This window comes from Clostridium sp. Marseille-Q2269 (genome assembly GCF_943736985.1).
Classification (GTDB): Bacteria; Bacillota; Clostridia; order Clostridiales; family Clostridiaceae; genus Clostridium_F.
This window is the reverse complement of record NZ_CALSFS010000001.1, coordinates 366,783-386,787: the sequence shown is the minus strand read 5'-3', so window position 1 is coordinate 386,787 and position 20,005 is coordinate 366,783. Positions and strand designations below refer to the sequence as shown.

The window sequence follows — 20,005 nt, the reverse complement described above, 5'->3', positions numbered from 1 at the left end:
AATATAAATTATATTAATTGAGATGATTTAGGAGATGGATGTATGAAAGTAGATACAAAAAAAGTAGCAGCTATACAAGATATATCAGGTTATGGAAGAGCATCATTAACTACAGTAATACCTATAATATCTCTTATGGGATCTCAGGTATGCCCCATTCCTACAGCAGTTTTATCTACACATACAGGAGGATTTGGTAATCCTGAAATAATAGATTTAACTGGTAATTTACAAAATTATATAAAACATTGGGAACAATTACATTTATGTTTTGATTGTATATATAGTGGGTATTTAGGTTCCGTAGATCAAATAAATATAATATCAGATTTTATAAAATATTTTAAAAATGAAGATACACTGGTGGTTATAGATCCAGTAATGGGAGATAATTGTGAGTTGTATTCGGCTATAGATTATAATATGGTTCATAAGATGAGAGAGTTTATAAAATTGGCTCATGTTATAAGTCCTAATTATACTGAAGCCTGCTATCTTTTAGATATGGATTGTTCTCACTATAAAGTTTCTGAAAAAGAAGTGAAAGAAATGCTTGTAAGTTTAAGCCATATGGGCCCAGAAAATGTTATAATAACCAGTGTTCCATTATATGATAATATAATAGCTACGGCCTCATATAATAAAACAAAAAAAGAATTTTATATAGCAAAGGCTGATAAATTAAATGCTAACTATCCTGGTACAGGAGATGCTTTTACTAGTGTAATTGTAGGAAGCTTATTAAACAAAGAAGACATAAAAGATGCTGTAGATAAAGCTGTAGATTTTATAAATTATGGAATAAGAGTTAGTATGGAATATGATTATGATGAAAGAGATGGCATAATGTTAGAAAAAGCCTTAAAAAGATTAATATAAGAAGCATATAAAACTATCTCATATAAAAATAAATTTTTCATTATATTTTTTTCTACAATTATAAAACATTGTAATTATAAAAAATGAAATTTAAAATATAAAAAATAAATAAAAAAATTATTGCAAACTATTGAAAATAATATTATAATGAATAAAAATAATAATTATTAATTAAAATATATTATATCATATTTGGAAAATAATCAGTGATAAGTTAAATTTTGTGAAGAAAACTTCACTAATTTAAAAAGATATATTTAATAAAATATGATTATAGTATATATATTTAATAATTAAAACAATCCCTCTAAAATATACCCCCAATAATAGTGAATAAAAGTAAGGAGAGAAGTATAATACTTATCTCCTTACTTTTATTTTATATATATGTATTATTTTATTTATCATTAGAAAATACACATTATAACATAAGTTTTTAAATAAGGTATCAACATTATGTGTAATTACATATAATGGTACAGAATTAATTATATAGGAAAGATATAATATGAACTTTATACCTTTTGATAGTTATAGTATGTGTAGATTTTGTTACTTGAATAGATATAACCAAGTTATGAGAAATATGTGTAGAGGATATAATGGCTATCATAGACAATGCAATATGGGTGCTATTTCTTTAAGTGAACAAAATTTACAACCTAAAAATTTTAAAATAACATATCCTTTTATACAAGAGGTGGCTGACGAACCTATATCAAAATTAGTAAATGAAGCTATAGCTAATGAGGTAAGTAATTTATTTAAACAGCAAGCTTTGATACCTAGTAAAATAAATGTGGAAGAAGTTATAGGTTTTTATGATGTTAAATTAAATAACAAATGTATATTAAGTATACTATTTGGTATGTATACCTATTATACAAATGCAGCTCATGGATCTACATTATACTCATCTTTAAATATTGATTTAGACACAGGGAAAATTTATAAGTTAAGTGATCTTTTTACCAGTAAAATAAACTACAAACCTATTTTAGAAGAAAAAGTTAGGGGATATATAAAGGTAAATAATGTTCCTATGCTAGAAGAATATAAGGGGTTAGATCCTAATCAACAATTTTATCTTACTCCTGATTCATTAGTATTGTATTATCCAGTGTATCAGTATACTCCATATGCATATGGCCTATTTCAGATACCTATACCATATAAAGATATATTAAATTTATTAGGACCAGTAAGTCCTATACAAAGATTACTTAGATAATAAAATAATTAATAGTATAAGAAATATGAATATATTAATCATCATTAATAATGCAATATATTTATTTATAGCTTAACATGAAACCAATATGAGTTATATTAAGTTAAAATAAGAAAGTACTATAGCTTATTTATAAAAAAGTATAACATAATATCTTTTAAATATAAGTATTATGTGTTACAATCATTTTGTGAGTTTAATTAATTTTATATTAGAGTTTATTTTTGTATATTATATAAATTAGTATAGATATGACTAATAAAAAATCAGTGGGTATTTACTAGTATGAATATTATAAAATTTATTGGTGGTGGGGAATTATTAAAAATGGGGAAGAATTTTTTCTGTGAAAAAGAAATAATAAGTCCAGTGAACATATGTAAGAGTAATGGTACATTAAATGAAGAAAGTATAGGATGGAGTAGGAAACCTATATTTAATTGTAATATTAGAGGGAAGAATTTTAGAAAGAAAAAGTGGAATTATTGGTATATGATAAACCAGGATTGCTTATTTTCTGTCACTATAGCACATTTAGACTATATAGCAATGAGTTTTGTATATTTTTATGATTTTAATACGAAAGAGTTTGCTGAAAAAACTGTTATCACGCCTTTGGGGAAAGGTTGTACTATAGGAAAAAATGTTTTTGACAATGTAGAGTTTTCTAATGATAAATTGCAGGTACTTTTTAAATGGAATAAATACTTAGAAACTATGAATATATTGATACATTGTAAAGATTTTATGGGGAGAAATCTTACAGCTAAATTTAATGTTCTTTGTTTTCAGGAGCTGGAAACTATAAATGTATTAATACCTTGGAGCAGAAATAAGTTTCAATTTACATCAAAGCAAAATTGTTTACCCGTTGAAGGAAGAGTTATGATAAATAATAAAACTTATATATTTAATAAAAAAGATAGTTTTGCTGGATTAGATTTTGGAAGAGGGATATGGCCTTTTAAAATTATGTGGAATTGGGCTACTGCCGCAGGAAAGCAGCATGGAAGAATTATAGGATTTAATTTAGGTGCTAAGTGGACTGATGGAACGGGAATCACAGAAAATGGTCTATTTATAGATGGGAAGATTTTAAAATTAAATGAATGTATAGTTTATAATTATGATAAGAATAATCTTATGAAATCCTGGATCTTAAAGACAGAAATATCTGATAAAGTATATCTTGAATTTAAGCCTATATATAATAGGCTTGCTAAGACTGATGCAGTATTTTTAAAATCTACAGTACATCAAATAATAGGTGAATTTTATGGTAAAATAAAAGACAATGAGGGGAATATTATTAATATAGAAGCCTTAAAGGGCTCCGTAGAAGAACATTATGCTAAATGGTAAAGAATATAATAAATTTAGATAAAGCCTATAAGGAATTTAAAACCTTATAGGCTTTATCTATTAATAAAAAGCTTTAATTGTGTTAAAAAACACTTTATTAAAAAACAAAGAAGGCTGTAATATAGATTATTTAGTAGCATTCAATTGTAAACTATGAAATAATAAATATTAATAGATATAATATTTATTATAAATAAATTATATTTAACTAATTTTATGTACTATGATATTATGAAAAATATATGAGAATAACAGAAATATCATAATACTTTCGGTAGTTACAAAAAATATATTTGTAATTAAGGTATTAATTTAATATAATTAAGTAAATTTTTATAGCATTAAAAATAATTTTAAAATATAAATATTTAAAATAATTTTATATGGGGTGATAGTTATGAAATATAATTTTGATAAAATAATAAATAGGGACAACACTAATTGCAGTAAATGGAATTTTAATAAAGAAACCTTTGGTTATGAGGATGTAATATCTATGTGGATAGCTGATATGGATTTTGAAACAGTTCCAGAAGTAAAAGAAGAAATAATAAAAAGAGCTCAACATGGTATTTATGGTTATACAGCTACCACAGAAAGTTATTTTGAAGAAGTTGTAAATTGGATGAAAAAGAGGCATGGATGGAATATTAAAAAGGAATGGATAACAAATACACCAGGTATAGTTATGGCTACAAACACTATAATTAGAACATTTACTCATTCAGGAGATAAAGTATTGCTTCAAAGGCCTATATATTATCCATTTTTTAAAGCTATAAACAATAATGGATGCCATATAGTAAATAATCCATTAAAATTTAATGGGGAAAAATATGAGATGGATTTTGATGATTTAGATAATAAGCTTTCAGATCCTAGAGTAAAGATAATGGTATTGTGTAGTCCACATAATCCTACAGGAAGAGTTTGGACAAAGGAAGAACTTATAAAAGTAGGAGATCTTTGTTTAAAGCATAATGTATTAGTAATTTCAGATGAGATACATTCGGATTTAATATACAAACCTAATAAACATATACCTTTTGCTTCTATATCAAAGGAATTTGCAGATATAACTATAACTTGTACTGCCCCAAGTAAAACCTTTAATATAGCAGGACTTCAAGGATCAAATATCATAATACCTAATGAGAAGTTGATTAGTGAATTTAAAATAACCATGGAGAATATAGGAATATCAAGATTAAACATTTTTGCATATATAGCCTGTGAGGCAGCTTATAAATATGGAGAACAGTGGCTGGAAGAATTAGTAAATTACTTAGAAGGAAATATAGAATTTGCAAAAAAATTCATTGAAGAAAAAATACCTATGCTAAAAGTAATAGAACCAGAGGGAACCTATCTTTTATGGATAGATTGTAGACAATTAAAAATGTCAAAAGAAAAGCTTGAAGAATTTATGCTAAAAGAAGCAGGTGTAGCTTTTGATGAAGGGTATATATTTGGAGAGGAAGCTATAGGTTTTGAAAGAATGAATATAGCTTGTCCTAGAAGTGTGTTAAAAGAAGCTTTAAATAGAATGGAAAAAGCTATAAACAATAAAATATGAAGCAGTAAAAGATGTTATTAAGTAATAAATTTTAAAATAAAAGAAAAATGAATAATGTCTATTAATAAGATAGGAGATATCATATGATAAAAATAAGTAACTTGCATAAATCTTTTAATGGTGTAGAAATATTAAAGGGACTAAACTTAGATATAAAAAAAGGAGAAGTGGTTGCAGTTATAGGGCCATCAGGAACTGGTAAATCTACTTTTTTAAGATGTATGAATTTCTTAGAGAAAGCAGATAAAGGATCTATAGAAATAGAGAATCTAAAGGTGGATGTAGAGAAGGCAACAAAAGAACAAATACATCAATTAAGAATGAATACATCCATGGTTTTTCAAAATTACAACTTATTTAAAAATAAAACTGCTTTAGAAAATATAATGGAACCATTATTAATGGTGAAAAAAATGGATAAACATAAGGCCAGAGAAATAGCTATTAATATACTTAAACAGGTAGGATTAGAGGAAAAGAAGGACTATCATCCTTCTAAATTATCTGGTGGACAACAACAAAGGATAGGGATAGGTAGGGCTATGGCAGTAGACTCTAAAATAATGTTGTTTGATGAACCTACTTCTGCATTAGATCCTGAACTAGTAGGAGAAGTTTTAGAAGTTATTAAAAAGTTAGCAGATCAAGATATTACTATGATTATAGTCACTCACGAGATGAAATTTGCAAAGAATGCAGCAGATAGAGTAATATTTATGGATGATGGAAATATAGTAGAAGAGGGTACACCAAAGGATATATTTAGTAATCCTAAGAATGAACGAACAATAAAGTTTTTAAACAAAGTTGAAAACAAATAATAAAATTAAAAAACGATTTATTTTAAATTAATAGTAATAAAAAGCTAAGGCCCCTTATAGAATTAAGTATATCAGTTTTTTATTTTAATAAATTACCCTAACTTTACAGAGAATACAATAAAAATATGTATAAATTTTTTGATTTTTATTGTATAATTAAGTTGAAAATTAAACATTGCTTTACCAATTCATAAGGGGGATTTATATGTTGAATGGAAAAAAAATCCGAGAAGCTAGAATTAAGTTAGGTTATACTGCTCGGGACATTGAAAATCTTACTCATGATCCTAAGTTTACAACAGCTATTTCAAAATCTTATCTAGAAGAATTAGAAAGAGGGGATAAAAAAAATCCAAGTTTTGAGAAAGTAGTAGTTTTATCTCAAGTGTTGATGTGTAAATTAGATGATTTAGTCAGTAGGTAAAGCATTTGATACTAAAATTATAAAATTAATTTTTATATGAAATCAGAGAAAAATAATAAAAAGAACCAAACTATAAAATATTTAAAAACATAGGTGATTACAATTTAATATAACAAAAGCACTATCAATTTTCTAATCTTGATAGTGCTTTTAATTATGTAAGAACATAATTAAGAGAGTTTTATATATAATATTAATGCCTTAATACCAATATTTATTTTTATTTCTTTTATTTGATTTTGTTTTAATAAATCTTGATAAAAAGAATATTACAGCAATTATAGCTAATATTACAATTATAGAAACCACATAAAAAGGTATATTCTTTTTAATTATATCTTCCTTAGTTAATCCAGAGTATAATTCATATTTTTTCTGATGATCTCTTTCCTTTACTGTTAATGTTCCCATACTTTTTTTCCCTGAAAGTCCACTATAAGAGGTATTAACTATATTTATTGTATTGTTAATTTCTTTATCATTTGCTTCATTTTTATAGTAAGTAACATCTTCTTTTACAATTACAGGAACATCTATAGTTACGGAAGGCCCTATGAATTTTAAGGGATTATAAGATACTGTTTCTGTTTTTAAACTGGAGTCTTTCTTATACAAAGTTGAAGGCTTTGTATTATAACTCCAATCTATAATTTTTTTCATATCTTCAAAAACAAAAGAATCTTTAGCATCATATATAGATCCCATAACTACACCCAGTATTTGTCTACCATTTCTATTAAATAAAGTTACTAAACATCTACCAGCAGCATCAGTGTAACCTGTTTTACCTGCAACACAACCATCTTTACCTAAAAGCTTATCAGTGTTTTTTACTGCCATTTTAGTACCTTTAGAAGTAGTTATAGAACTTTCCTGTTTATTAGAAGATTCATAGACCCAATGATTTTTTAAAGCAGTTCTGCTTATTATGCTCAAATCATAAGCCGTAGTATAGTGATTAGAATCATGTAATCCATTAGGAGTTACAAAATGAGTGTTTTTTAAATTTAATTCTTTTATTCTTTTATTCATCATGTCTTCAAAATTTTTACTATTACCAGCTAATGCGTCACCTATCATGTAGGCTGCATCATTACCAGAAAAAAGTAATAGCCCGTCCATAACATCCGCTGCCTTCATAGTCTCACCTATAGCTATAGGATGAAGGTTTTTGTTTAGAGAATATTCAGGTTGATTTTTAGCCGAAGCTGTATAAGGGATAGCATCTGTTTTAGATTTATTTTCAGCTAATAAAAGTGCTGTTAAATATTTTGTAGTGCTAGCAGGATACATACGTTTATCAATATTTTTAGCATATATTATTTCTCCAGTTGCAACATCTACGGTCATAGCTGTTTTACCATGAATATTAGGAACTGGTGCAGGTGGATCTATTGCAGCAAATGCAGTAGATGTGAATGTAAAAATAAAAATAAAAAGTGTAATTAAAAACAATTTTTTTCTTTTCATAGGTCATCTCTCCGTTTACTTTTTTTCTAATTTCAAAAACAAAATATACTTTATATACTTTGCTAGTATAGCATTACACCATATATTTTACAAATACAAAAAATAGAAATGTATTTTTTTATGATTAGTATTTGTGATATTATCATAGACTAAAGTAAAATAAATAAATTTTATTACTATATTGTATATTTTCGTTTATAATTATTATAAATAAAATATGTTGTAATTATAAACAAAAGGTATTAAATACTTATTGACAATTAAATAGTTAGAATTTACTTAGGAATATGTGGAATATGTGATTTTTAGGAGGAAATATGAAAAAGGAATTTATAGATAAAGTATATGAAAAGTTTCAATATAGAAAACCAAAACCTATAGGGAATTTTAAGAGAAGTTCAGTAATGATATTATTAAATAAAGTAGGACAAAACATTAACATAGTATTTGAAGTAAGGGCATTAACTTTAAAAAATCAACCAGGAGATGTTTGTCTTCCAGGTGGGAAAATAGAAAAGGGAGAGAAACCTGTAGAAGCAGCTTTAAGAGAAACTATGGAAGAACTTAACATAGATAAGGAAAAGATACATTTAATAGGACAGATGGATTATTTTATTAGTCCATATAATTTTGTCATGTATCCTTTTGTTGCTATAGTAGAAAATGCAGAGATAAAACCTGATAAACAAGAGGTAGATCATGTATTTCAAGTACCTATAGGATATTTTATGGAAAACACGCCTACTTGTTATGAAATAGAGGTAGTACCTAATATAACAGGAGATTTTCCTTTTTCTCTTATAAGAAATGGGAAAAATTATAAATTTGGTAAAGGAACTATTCCAGAGTACTTTTATGAATACAAGGGCAATGTCATATGGGGGTTTACAGCACTTATTGTGAAAAATTTTATAGATATAGTCAGAAGTGAAAATAACTAATATAATAAAAATTCCACCAACTAATTAAAAGTTGGCGGAATTTTTTAAATACTTTTTTCTTTCTCACCCATACCAGCTATTGCAACTGATATAACTATTAATATAATATAACCTATAACATATATTATAGGTATTATTCCAGTCATAGTAAAAAATTTTAAATATATAAATAGAACTAATGATACAATAGCCCAAAATAAAGAAATATAGGCCATTTTATTATTACGATTTAACCAAGTTTTAGGATTTTTCATATGGCCAATTATATCTTTACTTTTTTCTTCTTCTCTAGATGAGTTAGTAGTTAATATTTTAAAATAAGCAAAAAAACTTAAAGATATCAAACATATACCTAAGAATAAATAAGATAATGATATACTAGTTACGTTCATCATAAAGCGCCTCCTATAAATGGAAATATGTTTTCATTGTACATATTTTTATTTTAACCAGTAATGTAGAAAAAATACCCAAAAATATAAAAATCAATATAGGTCAATTTATAATGTTATTACTTATTAAAAATGCAAACTAATAATGATTGGAAAAATAATAACATATTTGTAATAAAAAAGGATTTATTGAGTAAGTATAGAATTATTTATACTAAACCAATAATGAGTATAATAAAATTAAAATAATTTTATATTAACTCATAGAAGTATAAATGTTTATCTTATAATATAATTTTAAAACATTTTTAAAAGCTATATTTAACTAAAGGCATAAAAGGAGGAAGTGTAATGCTAAATTTTAATTATTCCATACCCACACGAATTTTCTTTGGTAGAAACCAAATAGAAGTTTTAGGAGAACAAATAAAAAAATATGGTTCTAGAGTATTACTTGCCTATGGTGGAGGAAGCATAAAGAAGAACGGAATATATGATAAAGTTATAGAAATTTTAAAAAGTAATGATATAAAATTTTTCGAGCTTTCAGATATAGCCCCTAACCCAAGAGTAACTAGTGTAAGAGAAGGGGTAAAAATATGTAGAGAAAATAATATAGATTTCATATTAGCAGTAGGGGGTGGAAGTACTATAGATTGCTCAAAAGTAATAGCAGCATCATATTATTATAAAGGAGATCCATGGGATATAGTAACTAAAAAAGTTAAGATAAATAGGATATTGCCTATAGGAAGCATACTTACATTAGCTGCAACAGGATCAGAAATGGATGCTGGTGCAGTAATTAGCAATATGGACACTAATGAAAAAATAGGAGTTGGACACCCAGCTATGACACCTAAGTTTTCTATATTAGATCCACAGTATACCTTTACAGTGCCTAAAAATCAGACAGCTGCAGGAACTGCAGATATAATGAGTCATATATTTGAAGCTTATTTTAGTAAGACAAAAGAAGCGTATATTCAAAATAGAATGGCAGAGGCTATTTTAAAAACTTGTATAAGATATGGTAAAATAGCCATAGAAGAGCCGGAAAATTATGAAGCTAGGGCCAATCTTATGTGGGCATCTAGTTTAGCTATAAATGGATTATTAAGTTATGGTAAATCAGAACCTTGGAGTGTTCATCCTATGGAACATGAGCTAAGTGCTTTTTATGATATAACTCATGGTGTAGGATTAGCTATATTAACTCCAAATTGGATGAAATATGTTTTAAGTAATGAAAATGCAAATGATTTCTATGAGTATGGGGTAAATGTTTGGAACATCAATCCGGATGAAAGCAAATATGAAGTAGCACAAAAAGCTATAGATAAAACTAGACAGTATTTTAATGAATTAGGAATCCCATCTACATTAAAAGAAGTTGGAATAGGGGAAGAAAAACTAGAACAGATGGCAAAAGCTGCTACTAGAGGTGGAGATTTAGAAGGATTTAAGCCTTTAAATTGGGAAGATGTTTTAAATATATATAAATTATCTCTTTAATTTTAAAAGAATGTTTTATTATGATAGTTAAGGAGAGGGTTAAAACAGTGAATATTTAGTTAATAAAGTTATGTAGGAATTTGTAGATATCAGAGGAAATGATTGAATTTAATGAAGATTTAGTTAATTTTATAAGAAAGCCATTTAAATGCTTTTTTTCTGATGTATAATGTTATGTGTATTATAGTGGGAGAAAGGGGAATTTTCATGGATTGTCCATTTTTAACTACTTTTGATGAAGAAATAAAATGTTTTAAAGAATGCGCTTTATATGATTATAAAAATAATGATGGCGTATGTCCTTTTAAGGAACTAGAGGACAACAAGGTAAGTATTGAAAAGGATTTTAATGATATAGATGATGCAGTTGTAAATGAAGGCCTAGATTTTATAAGAGAGCATTATAAACTTACAACAGAGCATTATTTATAATATTATATGTTTAAATTTAAAAATAAAAAAATTAATATATATTTTAAATTTATATATAGCAGTAATATATTAATACAACATAACATTTAACTAAGTTTACTTCTTAAGTTTATTAATATTCCTCTATATTATCTTTCAGTTTATATCACTTTTAGATATAGGATGATGATTTTATTAATTTTTATATTGATTTCTATTTTACTAAAAGTAATATTTTTAAGATTAAAATATTATATTTAAGTATAAAGAGAAAATCAATTTTTAGAAATAATAATAAAATAGGGGAGGAATTGTAATGAAAAAAAAGAAAAGAAGTTTTCCCACGGCTTTTACGGTATTGTTTATTGTATTAATTATTGCTGCTATACTTACTTATGTGATTCCAGCAGGGGCTTATTCCAAACTAAGCTATGATAGTGAAAAGAATGTTTTTAATATAATTAAGCCTGATGAATCTACAAGTGAGTTACCAGCAAAACAGTCTACCTTGGACAAACTTAAAATTAAAGTAAGTGTAGAAAAATTTAAAGACGGTAGTATTAATAAACCTGTAGCTATACCAGATACTTATGAAAAGGTAGAACAGAAACCTCAGGGATTTTATGAGGTGGTTCAAGCACCTATCAAAGGTGTATATGATACTATTGATATTATAATGTTTGTGCTTATTTTAGGAGGAGTTATTGGAATATTAAATAGTAGCGGGGCTTTTGATGCGGGAATTGCAAGATTATCCGTAGCTACTAAAGGTAAGGAATATCTTCTTATAGTTATCATTACTACATTAATTGCTTTAGGTGGAACTACGTTTGGACTTGCAGAAGAGACCATAGCTTTGTATCCAATACTTGTTCCAGTTTTTGTAGTTGCAGGTTATGATGCTTTGGTTTGTATTGCAGCTCTTTATATGGGATCATCTATAGGAACTATGTTTGCTACAGTAAATCCTTTTTCTGTTGTTATAGCCTCTAATACTTCTGGCATATCCATGGCATCAGGATTTATATTTAGAATTATAGGACTTATTATAGCAGTGGCTATAACTGTTGCTTATATTGTAAAATATGGATTAAAGGTTAAAAAAGATCCCAGTAAATCCATAATATATGAGCAAAAAAAAGAAATTGAAGATAGATTTTTAAAGGATTACAATAATAAAGAAGTACCAGAATTTACTTTAAGTCGTAAACTTATGCTAATAATATTTACTGCCACTTTTGTGATAATGATATTGGGAGTGTCTAAGCTAGACTGGTGGTTTACTGAAATGACAGCCTTATTCCTTGGAGTAGGAATAATTTTAGGAATAATTTCTCGTATGGGAGAAAAACAGTTTGTAGATAAGTTTGTAGCTGGTTCAGCTGATTTAGTAGGAGTTGCATTAGTAATTGGTGTTGCAAGATCTATTAATCTTATAATGGAGAATGGTATGATTTCAGATACAATACTTTACTATTCTTCAAATGCAGTATCAGGAATGAATTCAAGTGTATTTATAATAGTCATGCTTATTGTATTTATAGGACTAGGATTTTTTATACCATCATCTTCAGGACTTGCAGTACTTTCAATGCCTATTATGGCTCCTCTTGCAGACAGTGTGGGGTTACCAAGAGAGGCTATAGTAAATGCATATATGTTTGGTCAAGGACTAATTGCTTTTATAACTCCAACAGGACTTATACTGGCAACTTTAGCTATGGTAGATGTTACTTATGATAAATGGCTTAAATTTATAATGCCACTTATGGGATATATAGCTGCATTATCTGCTATAATGTTACTAATACAAAGTTTTGTAGGATAATTTTATAATAAATAAAAAAGCTGTTGATAAAATATGTTTAGCAACAGCTTTTTAGTTCAACTTTAAATTTATAATATAAATTGTTCTTAGTTACTCTTCATAAATCTCTGAAAATTTATGCAAAAGTTCTTGTTTAATTCTCCAAAGTTTTGGAGAAAGGTCCACATAGTAATTATGAGGATTTTCAAATCTTAAAACTTCAGGCCACAATCTTTCAGTTTGTTTTTTAGCAAAATGCTTTATATCCATAACATTAGGACTTTCGTAAACTTTATTTCCTTTATCAAATATTTTAACTAGCAATTCTTCCGCATAGTAATTTTTGATTTTTTTCTTTTTCCATGTAAATAAAGGATCAAATATTTCAAGTGGTTTAGTCTCATCTATTTTCTCATCATGAATAGCTATAAGATCGACAATAGCTTGATGAGAATCTTTATCATATATTCTGTAAACTTTTTTAAATCCTGGATTAGTTATTTTTTCTTCGTTTTCACTTATTTTAATTTTAGGTGTTATTATTCCGTCAAAAGCTTCCACTGCAGTCAACTTGTATACTCCACCAAAAACAGGTTCAGATCTTGCTGTTATAAGTCTTTCTCCTACACCAAAGCTATTAATTTTGGCCCCTTGATTTAAAACATCTCTTATTATAAATTCGTCTAAAGAATTTGATACTACTATGCTTACATCCTCATAGCCAGCATTATCTAACATTTTTCTGCATTTTTTTGTGAGGTAAGTTATATCACCACTGTCTATTCTAATTCCCTTAGGCCTAATACCCTTAGGTTTTAATACTTCATTAAATACTTTTATAGCATTAGGAATACCAGATTTCAGTACATTATAAGTGTCTACTAAAAGTACACAATTCTCTGAATCTACCTCTGCCCAAGTTTTAAATGCCTCATATTCTGTAGGAAAAAGTTGTATCCAACTGTGAGCCATAGTACCGGCAGTTGGTATACCAAACATTTCTTCAGCTATAGTACAAGCTGTTGCACTACAACCGCCAATTACAGCTGCTCTAGCACCATAAATAGCACCATCATAGCCTTGAGCTCTTCTAGAACCAAACTCCATAACAGGACGATTTTCAGCAGCTCTACATATTCTATTAGCTTTAGTAGCTATAAGAGTTTGATGATTTATAGTAAGAAGGATCATAGTTTCTACAAATTGAGCTTGAATAACCGGTCCACGAACTGTAACTAAAGGTTCATTTGGAAAAACAGGATATCCTTCCGGTACTGCCCAAACATCACAAGAAAATTTGAAGTTTTTTAGATAGTCTAAAAATTCCTCGGAAAATTGTTTTTTAGATCTTAAATATTCTATATCATCTTCCGTAAATTTCAAGGTGGATAAATATTCAATAAGTTGTTGAACTCCTGCCATAATACAATAGCCCCCACCATCAGGAACTCTTCTAAAGAACATATCATAGTAGGCTATTTTGTCTGCCATGCCACTTTTTAAATATCCATTTCCCATAGTAAGTTCATAAAAATCTACTAACATGGTAAGATTTCTATTGTTTCTAACATCGAAGTTTTTACTGTATTCCATTATTAATTCTCCTCTATGTAATAGTAAAAATATATAACAACATTGTAATACTTTACAAGATCTATTACAATACTTAGTGATGAAAATTAAAATATTAGTCACTTTTTTATGAGCCTTATGAAAAAATATAGAGAATATATGGAAGTAATTAAATATAAATGAAATTTTATATTTATTCTATTTATAAAGTTATAGAATCAGTTTTAAATATAAAGCTTTAGATATTGTATATAGATCTCTATAATGAATATAAATATATATTTTGTAATAAATTTCATTGTCATACATTTGATATTTTCTCTAGGTTTTAGTAAAGTATACTTGATTGAGTATTAGAAGATTAAGGGAGTTTTTATATGATAGATTATAGTTTTTTAGATCACTATCAGAAAGAAGCGGTGAAGAGCCATAAGGATAATACTTTAATTGTAGCTCCACCAGGTTCTGGCAAAACCACTGTTATTATAAATAGAGTTGCATATTTAATAGAAAATCTAAGTATAAATCCCAATAATATATTGGTAATAACTTTTACTAGAGCTGCAGCTATGAACATGAAAGAAAGATATAAGGAAATAAGCAGTAATAAAAAAGCACCTTTTTTTGGAACCTTTCATGGCCTTTTTTATAAAATACTAAATAGATACTATAAAAATATAAATATAATAGGGAGAAAAGAAACCTATTCTTTAATAAATAATATACTGATATCCTATTTGGATTCTGTAAATGAAGACAAAGTAAGAGATGTTTTAAATGATATCTCTCTTTTTAAAACTAGTAATTTAACTATGGATAAGTTTGTATCTAAAATTGACAAAAGTATATTTGAGCATTGTTTTAATAGTTATGAAGAATATAAAGAAAAGAAGGAACTTTTAGACTTTGATGATTTGCAAATAAATATGTTTAAGCTTTTGAGTGAGGATAAATATCTTCTTAATGGATATAAAAAATTATTTAAATATATATTAGTAGATGAATTTCAAGATTGTGATATATTACAAATAAATATTCTTCAAATGTTATGTAATGGTAATTCTTTGTTTGCAGTAGGAGATGAGGATCAATGTATATATTCATTTAGAGGATCCAAACCAGAGTGTATGGTAAATTTCAGCCAATATTTTCAAAATGGAGAAAAGATATATTTAAGATATAACTATAGAAGCCCCAAAAATATAGTAAATATTTCTAAAAATCTAATTTCAAACAATAAGTTAAGAAATAATAAAAAAATAGATGCTTATAATAATTATGATAAAAAAATACTATTAAAGTGTTTTTTAAATGAAAGAGAGCAGGCAGAAGAAATAAGTAGAATAATTAGTAATATTATAAATGAAGGTTATACATATAAAGATGTAGCCATACTTTATAGAACCAATATGGAAAGTAGAAGTTTAACGGATTTATTTTTCAAAAAAAGAATACCATTTAGACTTTTGGATAAAGGTTATAATTTTTTTAATCATTTTGTATGTAAAGACATACTAAATTATATGCAGATATGTATAGATCCTTATGACAAAAAAACCTTTATAAAAATTATAAATAAACCTTTTAGATATGTAAGTAAACTAAATGTAGAAAGATTAAGAAGACATAAATATTATAAGAATAGTTTTGATATATTAAAAGAGCAAAAAGATATTCAACCTTTTCAAATAAAGAATTTAGATGATGTTGAAAAGGATATAAATAAAATGAATAAAATGAGTGCTAGAGATGCAATAGGTCATATAATGCATACTTTAGGGTATGAGCAGTATATTAAAGAATATAGTGAAAGAATAAAAGTAGACAAGGAAGAATTTTTACAAATAGTAGATGAATTAAAAGAAGCAGCTGAAGGATATACAAGTATTTTAACTTTTTTAGTTCATGTAGAGGAAGTAGAAAAAGAAATAAATAAAAAAGAGGTAGATGAAAATAGTGTAATATTAAGTACAATTCATGGAGTTAAGGGTATGGAATTTAAAAATGTAATTATTGTGAATTGTAATGAAGGGAATATTCCATATAATAAGGCTGATGAGAAAGTTAATATAGAAGAGGAAAGACGGCTTTTTTATGTAGGTATTACAAGGACAAAAGAAAACTTATACCTAACTGTGCCAAAAGCTATAAGAGGGAAAAATAAAGAAGCATCTAAATTTATAAAAGAGTGTAAGTTAGATAATCAATTGCTACAAAATGATTATTTCAAAGGAAAAGAAAGGATAATTCATAAAGTCTTTGGTGAGGGAATTATTGAAAGTCAAGGAAAAGACTATGTAGAAATAGTATTTTTGGATGGTATGAAAAGAAAATTTGATATGAATGTTATAACTAAAAGTAATATTATTAAAAAGATTTAATTGAAACAACATTGTGAATAATAATTTCATGATGTTGTTTTTAGTTTGAGAAAATAGATGTATAATCTACTATTAGTTTAAATAGTAGATTATTAGTATATGTTCACATAATTTATTTGAAATATAATCTTAAATAAATTATGTGAACAATAAAATTATCATGTATATACTAATAATAACAAGAGCTATAAATAATATAATTAAATATAAAAACTGACAAAGTAAAATATTATAGCTATTTATAAATAATGGGGAGAAGGACTTAAAGAATAACTATATATAATAGATTTATTTAAAACCTTTTCTATATAAAAATATATAAAAATATATTAAAATACATATTAATATGTGTATTAAATGTCTTATAAGTTCTAATATATTTGACATAAAAATAAAATATGGTATACTATATTTGAAAAATATGATAGAGATTAAAAGCATTTAAGTTTAAGGAGGAAAGAATCATGATTCATTTTAAAACAATGTGGGATGATGTATGTAATATTTTAAGTGATAATGAAATAGAAAATCTAGAGATCCTTGAAAATTATAAAACAGGATTTATAGTAAAAACAGAACATGGAACAGAATTTATAACTAAAGATGACTTTGTTGATTTTTGGTGTCATATGCTGTGCTTTAATAAAGTAACAGAGATAGATATAGATATAGACAAAAACGGTAGAGAAACTAAGAAATGTATTTGTGATATTGTGAAAAACTTACCTTATATAAATGATAGCAATGGTATAATAACCTTAGTAGAACAATAAAAAATCATAGTATACATTTGTATATTTTTATATAAACAATAACTTAAATGCAAGATTAGGATATTATTATAATTATAATAATATGCTTATAGGTATTTTAAAAAGGCTACTTTTGTTGAATGTTTCAATAGAATATTATATAATTTTATTAGGCTCATATTCTAAAAATTAAGAATATGAGCTTTTAAATTATGAAAAAGAGGTAGTATACTATGGAAAAAATTCATCTTGATAAACAGAATGTAGTATTTGCTTTAGATATAGGCACTCGTTCCATATTAGGATCAGTAGGAATAGTTAGAGATAAGAAATTTCATGTTATAGAAGAAAGTTACATAGAGCATGAAGAAAGGGCTATGATAGATGGTCAAATTCATGATGTTTCCCTGGTAGCCAATGCAGTAGAAAAAGTAAAAACAGAGTTAGAAGAAAAACTAGATATAGAATTAAATAAAGTATCTATTGCTGCAGCAGGCAGATTTTTAAAGACATATACAGCTAAATCTGAATTAAACATAGACACTGAAATGGAAATAGATAAAGATACTATAAGAAGTCTAGAGCTTACATCAGTAAAAAAGGCAGAGGAAGAAGTAAGTAAAAAATCTGGTGGTAAACTTTATTGTGTAGGGTATACTGTTAAGAATTATTATTTAAATGATTATATTATAGGAAACTTAATGTTGCAAAAAGCATATAAAATAGCAGCAGAGGTTATAGCTACGTTTCTTCCAAGACATGTTATAGATAGTCTTTACTCTGTAATGAAAAAAGTAGGACTCATAGTAGATAGCTTAACTTTGGAACCTATAGCCGCTATGGAAGCTGCTATCCCTAAAAAATTAAGACTTTTAAATTTGGCGTTAATAGATATAGGAGCAGGAACTTCAGATATAGCCATATGCAGTAGAGATAGTATAACAGCTTTTGGCATGGTTTCTTTAGCGGGAGATGAAGTAACAGAATCTATTGTTCAGAATTATTTGGTAGATTTTGAGACAGCAGAAAAAATAAAGAAGCAATGTACACAATCACAAACAGTAGAATATATAGATGTTTTAGGACTATCTAATAAAATTCCATCAAAGGAAGTACAAAAAGTTATAGAACCAGTAGTTAGAAAAATATCACAGGAAATAGGGAATAAGATAATTGAAATAAATGGAGAAAAATCTCCTAATGCTGTATTTTTAGTAGGAGGTGGAGCTCATACACCTCTTTTAAAAGAATTTTTATGTGAAAAGCTTAATATACCTTTAGAAAGAGCCGCTGTAAAAGATAGAGAAGCAGTTATAGATTGTAGCATTGATAATAGTAAATTTGGTAGTGAAGGGGTAACAGTATTAGGAATAGGATTGATATCAATAAGAAGATTAGGAAATGACTTCATAGATGTAATGCTAAATGGGAGTATAATAAGCTTATTTAACTCACATAAACACACAGTTATGGATGTAATACTTCAGGCAGGAATAAATCCTAAAGTGCTATTAGGCAAAAATGGTAAAACCGTAAAGTTTGTACTGAACGGTATAAAAAGAATGGCTTTTGGAACTTTAGCTACAAATGCATCTATAAAAATTAATGGAAGTAAAGCATCTGTAGAAGACAATGTAAAAGAAGGAGATAAAATAGAAATAGAATTTGCTAAAAATGGACATGATGCAAAGCCTACTTTAAAGGATTATATAAAAAAAGTGCATTCTATAACCTTTTTTATAAATGATATTATAGAAAATTTAATTCCATTAGCTTTTGTAAATAATGAAAAAACACATGTTAACTATATAATAAAGGAAGGGGATAATGTTAAAATTTTATTTCCTGAAACCTTAGGTCATTATAAGGAATACTATGAGAATATGAAGGATTATAGATATTATTTAAATGGAGAAGAAATAGGAGAAAATTATATAATAAAAGAAGGAGATAGAATATATAAATTAAGAGAAGAAGTAAAAGTAGATAACCAAGAAAATGTTGAAATAAATAAACCAGATGAAAAAGAAATAGAAAGTGGTAGTGATGAATTTAACGAAAAACAAATAATTAAAACTGATGAAAAAATAATTCTTGAAGAGAAAATAGACAGTAATTATAATGAGGATAGAGATAATAAAATAAATAAAACAGAACTATGGAAAAAAGAAGCTGCATTAACTATGGAATCTTCTATAGAAAGCAATGATGAAAATATAAAATCGGAAAGTTTAAATGTAAATAAAACAGATATAAAAGTTAGAGTTAATAATGAAGAAGTAACTCTCAAGGGAAAAGATAAATATATTTTTATAGACATATTTAATTATGTTAATTTTGATTTATCCATAGCTAAGGGACAAATAGTTCTTCTTTTAAATGGTAATAACGCTGGGTATCATGATAATTTAAAAGATGGAGATTCAATAGAAATAAAATGGGAGTAATTAAAAAGTAATTTTAAACAGGTA

Annotated in this window: 16 protein-coding genes; 13 read left to right on the top strand and 3 right to left on the bottom strand. The window is 26.5% G+C overall.

Annotated elements, in window-relative coordinates:
- Positions 1-42 precede the first annotated feature (42 nt).
- The 6 genes from NGI68_RS01660 to NGI68_RS01635 all read left to right on the top strand — a co-directional run bounded on the left by NGI68_RS01660 (position 43) and on the right by NGI68_RS01635 (position 6,293).
- Positions 43-879, top strand: coding sequence for a pyridoxamine kinase (locus NGI68_RS01660; RefSeq protein WP_251859745.1), 837 nt, complete (start codon positions 43-45; stop codon positions 877-879).
- Positions 880-1,387: 508 nt separating this feature from the next.
- Positions 1,388-2,110, top strand: coding sequence for a DUF3298 and DUF4163 domain-containing protein (locus tag NGI68_RS01655; RefSeq protein WP_251859744.1), 723 nt, complete (start codon positions 1,388-1,390; stop codon positions 2,108-2,110).
- A gap of 327 nt (positions 2,111-2,437) precedes the next feature.
- Complete coding sequence (locus NGI68_RS01650) at positions 2,438-3,472, top strand: DUF2804 domain-containing protein (protein WP_353505346.1); 1,035 nt, start codon at positions 2,438-2,440, stop codon at positions 3,470-3,472.
- Positions 3,473-3,869: 397 nt separating this feature from the next.
- Positions 3,870-5,048: a MalY/PatB family protein gene (locus NGI68_RS01645; protein WP_251859742.1), complete on the top strand. Its 1,179-nt coding sequence runs from the start codon at positions 3,870-3,872 to the stop codon at positions 5,046-5,048.
- Between the two features lie 83 nt (positions 5,049-5,131).
- The gene (locus NGI68_RS01640) at positions 5,132-5,869 is read left to right on the top strand and encodes an amino acid ABC transporter ATP-binding protein (protein WP_251859741.1); all 738 of its coding nucleotides are present in this window, start codon (positions 5,132-5,134) and stop codon (positions 5,867-5,869) included.
- Between the two features lie 205 nt (positions 5,870-6,074).
- Positions 6,075-6,293, top strand: a complete 219-nt coding sequence (locus NGI68_RS01635; protein ID WP_251859740.1) for a helix-turn-helix domain-containing protein — start codon at positions 6,075-6,077, stop codon at positions 6,291-6,293.
- Positions 6,294-6,494: 201 nt separating this feature from the next.
- Here the strand turns inward: NGI68_RS01635 and NGI68_RS01630 are convergent, their stop codons facing one another.
- Positions 6,495-7,763: a D-alanyl-D-alanine carboxypeptidase family protein gene (locus NGI68_RS01630; protein ID WP_251859739.1), complete on the bottom strand. Its 1,269-nt coding sequence runs from the start codon at positions 7,761-7,763 to the stop codon at positions 6,495-6,497.
- 317 nt (positions 7,764-8,080) lie between these two features.
- Here NGI68_RS01630 and NGI68_RS01625 point away from each other — a divergent pair, with 317 nt between their 5' ends.
- Complete coding sequence (locus NGI68_RS01625; protein WP_251859738.1) at positions 8,081-8,704, top strand: NUDIX hydrolase; 624 nt, start codon at positions 8,081-8,083, stop codon at positions 8,702-8,704.
- A gap of 44 nt (positions 8,705-8,748) precedes the next feature.
- On the opposite strand, the gene NGI68_RS01620 is transcribed toward NGI68_RS01625, so the two are convergent.
- Positions 8,749-9,096 carry a hypothetical protein gene (locus NGI68_RS01620; protein WP_353505345.1) on the bottom strand — a complete coding sequence of 116 codons (348 nt, stop codon included), beginning with the start codon at positions 9,094-9,096 and terminating at the stop codon, positions 8,749-8,751.
- 351 nt (positions 9,097-9,447) lie between these two features.
- Here NGI68_RS01620 and NGI68_RS01615 point away from each other — a divergent pair, with 351 nt between their 5' ends.
- The 3 genes from NGI68_RS01615 (at position 9,448) to NGI68_RS01605 (ending at position 12,850) form a co-directional block, all read left to right on the top strand.
- Positions 9,448-10,611 (top strand): iron-containing alcohol dehydrogenase, encoded by a 1,164-nt coding sequence (locus tag NGI68_RS01615; protein WP_251859736.1) that lies wholly within the window; start codon positions 9,448-9,450, stop codon positions 10,609-10,611.
- Positions 10,612-10,818: 207 nt separating this feature from the next.
- Positions 10,819-11,043 (top strand): hypothetical protein, encoded by a 225-nt coding sequence (locus tag NGI68_RS01610; protein WP_251859735.1) that lies wholly within the window; start codon positions 10,819-10,821, stop codon positions 11,041-11,043.
- 289 nt (positions 11,044-11,332) lie between these two features.
- A complete protein-coding gene (locus NGI68_RS01605) occupies positions 11,333-12,850 on the top strand; it encodes a YfcC family protein (RefSeq protein ID WP_251860183.1) in 1,518 nt (505 codons plus the stop codon).
- A 90-nt stretch (positions 12,851-12,940) separates the two neighbouring features.
- Here NGI68_RS01605 and NGI68_RS01600 read toward each other — a convergent pair whose 3' ends face one another.
- Positions 12,941-14,422: a nicotinate phosphoribosyltransferase gene (locus tag NGI68_RS01600; RefSeq protein WP_251859734.1), complete on the bottom strand. Its 1,482-nt coding sequence runs from the start codon at positions 14,420-14,422 to the stop codon at positions 12,941-12,943.
- A gap of 356 nt (positions 14,423-14,778) precedes the next feature.
- Here NGI68_RS01600 and NGI68_RS01595 point away from each other — a divergent pair, with 356 nt between their 5' ends.
- The 3 genes from NGI68_RS01595 (at position 14,779) to NGI68_RS01585 (ending at position 19,981) form a co-directional block, all read left to right on the top strand.
- On the top strand, positions 14,779-16,782 hold the full coding sequence (locus NGI68_RS01595; protein ID WP_251859733.1) for an ATP-dependent helicase: 2,004 nt from the start codon (positions 14,779-14,781) through the stop codon (positions 16,780-16,782).
- A gap of 464 nt (positions 16,783-17,246) precedes the next feature.
- Entirely contained in the window at positions 17,247-17,555 is a 309-nt protein-coding gene (locus NGI68_RS01590) for a hypothetical protein (RefSeq protein ID WP_251859732.1), read from the top strand.
- Positions 17,556-17,767: 212 nt separating this feature from the next.
- On the top strand, positions 17,768-19,981 hold the full coding sequence (locus tag NGI68_RS01585; RefSeq protein ID WP_251859731.1) for a cell division protein FtsA: 2,214 nt from the start codon (positions 17,768-17,770) through the stop codon (positions 19,979-19,981).
- Positions 19,982-20,005 lie beyond the last annotated feature (24 nt).

Coding starts and splice junctions, on each gene's coding strand:
- NGI68_RS01660 (WP_251859745.1), top strand. CDS start 43: ATGAAAGTAGATACAAAAAAAGTAGCAGCTATACAAGATATATCAGGT.
- NGI68_RS01655 (WP_251859744.1), top strand. CDS start 1,388: ATGAACTTTATACCTTTTGATAGTTATAGTATGTGTAGATTTTGTTAC.
- NGI68_RS01650 (WP_353505346.1), top strand. CDS start 2,438: ATGGGGAAGAATTTTTTCTGTGAAAAAGAAATAATAAGTCCAGTGAAC.
- NGI68_RS01645 (WP_251859742.1), top strand. CDS start 3,870: ATGAAATATAATTTTGATAAAATAATAAATAGGGACAACACTAATTGC.
- NGI68_RS01640 (WP_251859741.1), top strand. CDS start 5,132: ATGATAAAAATAAGTAACTTGCATAAATCTTTTAATGGTGTAGAAATA.
- NGI68_RS01635 (WP_251859740.1), top strand. CDS start 6,075: ATGTTGAATGGAAAAAAAATCCGAGAAGCTAGAATTAAGTTAGGTTAT.
- NGI68_RS01630 (WP_251859739.1), bottom strand. CDS start 7,763: ATGAAAAGAAAAAAATTGTTTTTAATTACACTTTTTATTTTTATTTTT.
- NGI68_RS01625 (WP_251859738.1), top strand. CDS start 8,081: ATGAAAAAGGAATTTATAGATAAAGTATATGAAAAGTTTCAATATAGA.
- NGI68_RS01620 (WP_353505345.1), bottom strand. CDS start 9,096: ATGAACGTAACTAGTATATCATTATCTTATTTATTCTTAGGTATATGT.
- NGI68_RS01615 (WP_251859736.1), top strand. CDS start 9,448: ATGCTAAATTTTAATTATTCCATACCCACACGAATTTTCTTTGGTAGA.
- NGI68_RS01610 (WP_251859735.1), top strand. CDS start 10,819: ATGGATTGTCCATTTTTAACTACTTTTGATGAAGAAATAAAATGTTTT.
- NGI68_RS01600 (WP_251859734.1), bottom strand. CDS start 14,422: ATGGAATACAGTAAAAACTTCGATGTTAGAAACAATAGAAATCTTACC.
- NGI68_RS01595 (WP_251859733.1), top strand. CDS start 14,779: ATGATAGATTATAGTTTTTTAGATCACTATCAGAAAGAAGCGGTGAAG.
- NGI68_RS01590 (WP_251859732.1), top strand. CDS start 17,247: ATGATTCATTTTAAAACAATGTGGGATGATGTATGTAATATTTTAAGT.
- NGI68_RS01585 (WP_251859731.1), top strand. CDS start 17,768: ATGGAAAAAATTCATCTTGATAAACAGAATGTAGTATTTGCTTTAGAT.